Raw genomic sequence first — 2,736 nt, forward strand, 5'->3', positions numbered from 1 at the left:
GGTGGCGGTGCGCTTGGTGGGGCTCTTGGCAGCAACGCTCTTGCGCTTGGCGCCGGCCGGTTCGGCCGCGCTGACCATGAGGTCCACCCCCTCCTCAATCAGCACCTGGTTGAGGCTGCGCATGACGTTCTTCCACTTGGTGACCGGGATCTGGTCCGCCTCGAACGCCTGGCGCACGTCGTCACCGGCGATCTGCCCCTGGGCCTTGCCCCGCTCGATGAGCGCCAGCAGAGCCGCGGACTCGGCGATCTCGGGGGGAAGCGAACGGGATGTGCTGGCCGACACGAACAACCTCTCGGACGATGAGTGGACTCGAACCCGTACCGGCCGCCCGAGCGGGCGGGGAAGGAGATCGCGCGTCGGACGCGCGGTGTCGATTCCGACCGACTCGGGCTTGAGGACTGGGTTTGCAGGACGGCAGCAGCGCCGCGGACCAACACAGCATTCTGACATGTTGGAGTATTCCGGAGCTGCTCCCGCTCAGGACACATCGCTGCTACTCGTCAAGTGTTACGCATGGCCTTCGTGTCGCGGGTCACACCGCTCGGCGCCCGCGGCCCGGGGGCCGCGATCCATCATCGCGCACCCGCGTCCCGATTGAATGTCATGGACGGGTCATGGCGAGGGTTGCGCGACTCCCGTCGGCGCCGGTCCCTGATCTCCGCGCAGAGGCCCTCCGGCTGCGCCGCGCGGTGCGGCCGGAGGGCCCGGAGGAGCGGACCGCGCCCGGCGCGCCCGCTCGCCGAAGAACAGCCCGCTCAGTGCTCCCGGGGCGCGGGGACGGAGGGCTCGATCTCCGGGTGGACGGTGAGCAGCGCCCGCATCGCGGCCTCGCCCGCGGTGCCGTCGCCGGCGCCCAGCGCGTCCACCAGCCGGGCGTGCAGGCCGACCGAGGACTCGGAGGCCCGCTCGCAGGAGATCGCCGGGCCGCCCGAGACCTGCAGCGCGCAGGAGACGATCCCGGAGAGGTGCTCCAGCATCCGGTTCCCGGCCATCTGCAGGACCAGGCCGTGCAGCTCGGCGTCGGCCCGGGTGTAGGTGGACAGATCGGCCTGGGCGGCGGCGTGGCCCATGATCTCGACCAGCTCGACGAGCCGCTGCTGGACGTCCTCCCGGCCGTGGCCGGCCGCGAGCCGGGCGGCCAGCGGCTCGATCGCCCAGCGGAGCTCGAACAGCTCCCGGCGCTGCTCGTCCCGCTGCGGGCCGAAGGCGCGCCACTCGATGATGTCCGGGTCCAACAGGTTCCAGTCGCCGACCGGGCGGACCCGGGTGCCGACGTTCGGGCGGGCGCTGACCAGGCCCTTGGCCTCCAGCACGCGCAGCGACTCGCGGACGACGGTCCGGGACACCTCGAACCGCTGGCCGATCTCCTCGGGCACGAGCGGACGGTCGGCGCCGAGATCGCCGGAGACGATCATCTGGCCGAGCTGCTGGACCAGCTGGCCGTGCAGACCGCGACCGCGGCTGCTGGTGGTCTTGCGACCGACCCGGGAGATCTCGGACTCGGCGCCCTCCCAACGGGGCGCCGGCGGGGTCGGCCGGTCGGCGTACGAGAAGCGGTCCAGATCGCCGGGGCCGTGGATGGGCCCTTCGGCGGAACGGGCGGGGGTCATGGTGGGGTGCGCAAGGGTACTCACGCCTCCTTTGTCGGCGATCGGCAGGCGCAGCTTGAGAATTCTCGTGAAAAGCACACGAAAGGGTGATCGACCGTGACTGGATAATTGACTTCTTATCAGGAAGAAACGCGCATTGCGGTCAGTGCTGGTCGATCTTGGTGGTTCGGGACGGACCGCTGCCGGGGCGGCGGGCCGGAGGGCACTGTCGGCACGGTCGGCGCTACAGGGCGCGGCGGCCGGCCTGGACGAGCAGGGCCACGAGCAGCAGGGCCGCCACGGGGGTCGCGACGGCTGCGAGCAGCACCGGGTTCATCAGCGCCGAACTCCCGGCGGCCGCCGCCTCGTGCGCCCCGCCGTACACCCAGCCGTAAGCCCACTCGATGCCGGACCGGAAGGGCAGCGGTCCGACCGCCCGGCTCGACCACGGGCGGCCGCTCCGGCGCAGCAGCAGGACGACACCGGACTCCAGCAACGGCGGCAGCGCGCACAGCAGCAGCACCCCGGCGACGGCGCTGCGGGTGAGCGAGGCGGTCAGCACTCCGGTCCAGGCCGCCACCACGGTCAGCAGGACGAACATCAGCAGCGCGGCCGGCGCCCCGTGGCCGGCCACCAGGGCCAGCGGGGCGAACACGGCCGGCAGGTCGCCGAGGGCGCTCAGTCCGACGGCGTCCAGCGCCCCGGACACCTGGGCGGACAGCGCGGCCGGATCCGCCCAGGCCGCCACCGTCACCCCGCCCGGCAGCGAGAGGTGCACGGCCACCGCGTCCAGCAGCAGGGTGGCCAGCGCCAGCAGCGCCGCCACCGGGCCGACCACCAGCAGCTTGGCCAGCAGCAGCCGCACCCTGCGCGCGTACGCCACCTGGGAGGCGGGCAGCCCCGGGTGACGCACCTCGTGCCCGTACGAGAGGGCCCCCAACAGGCCTGCGCCGAACATCGCGAAGGGCAGCGGGGTCAGCGGGAGGGTGGCGGTCAGCAGCCGCACCCCCGTCGACGCCCCAAGCGGGCCCGCAGGGATCCGGCTCGCCAGACCGGCGGCCACGATGGCGTCGCAGAGCAGTACGGCGGCGAGCAGCAGCCAGGTGGAACGCAGGCCGCGCAGGCGGCGCAGCTCGTAGGCCAG

Annotated in this window: 1 protein-coding gene and 2 pseudogenes; all 3 read right to left on the bottom strand. The window is 73.0% G+C overall.

The annotated features are described in order from the left end of the window. Positions 1-291: pseudogene (locus tag J0670_RS35155) on the bottom strand (RNA polymerase sigma factor); the annotation flags it as partial. 467 nt (positions 292-758) lie between these two features. Beyond that, positions 759-1,691: a FadR/GntR family transcriptional regulator gene (locus tag J0670_RS35160; protein ID WP_307806831.1), complete on the bottom strand. Its 933-nt coding sequence runs from the start codon at positions 1,689-1,691 to the stop codon at positions 759-761. 145 nt (positions 1,692-1,836) lie between these two features. Continuing rightward, a pseudogene (locus J0670_RS35165) lies at positions 1,837-2,736 on the bottom strand (hypothetical protein); the annotation flags it as partial.

This window comes from Streptomyces sp. FH025 (assembly GCF_017427025.1).
In the GTDB taxonomy this organism is placed as follows: domain Bacteria; phylum Actinomycetota; class Actinomycetes; order Streptomycetales; family Streptomycetaceae; genus Kitasatospora.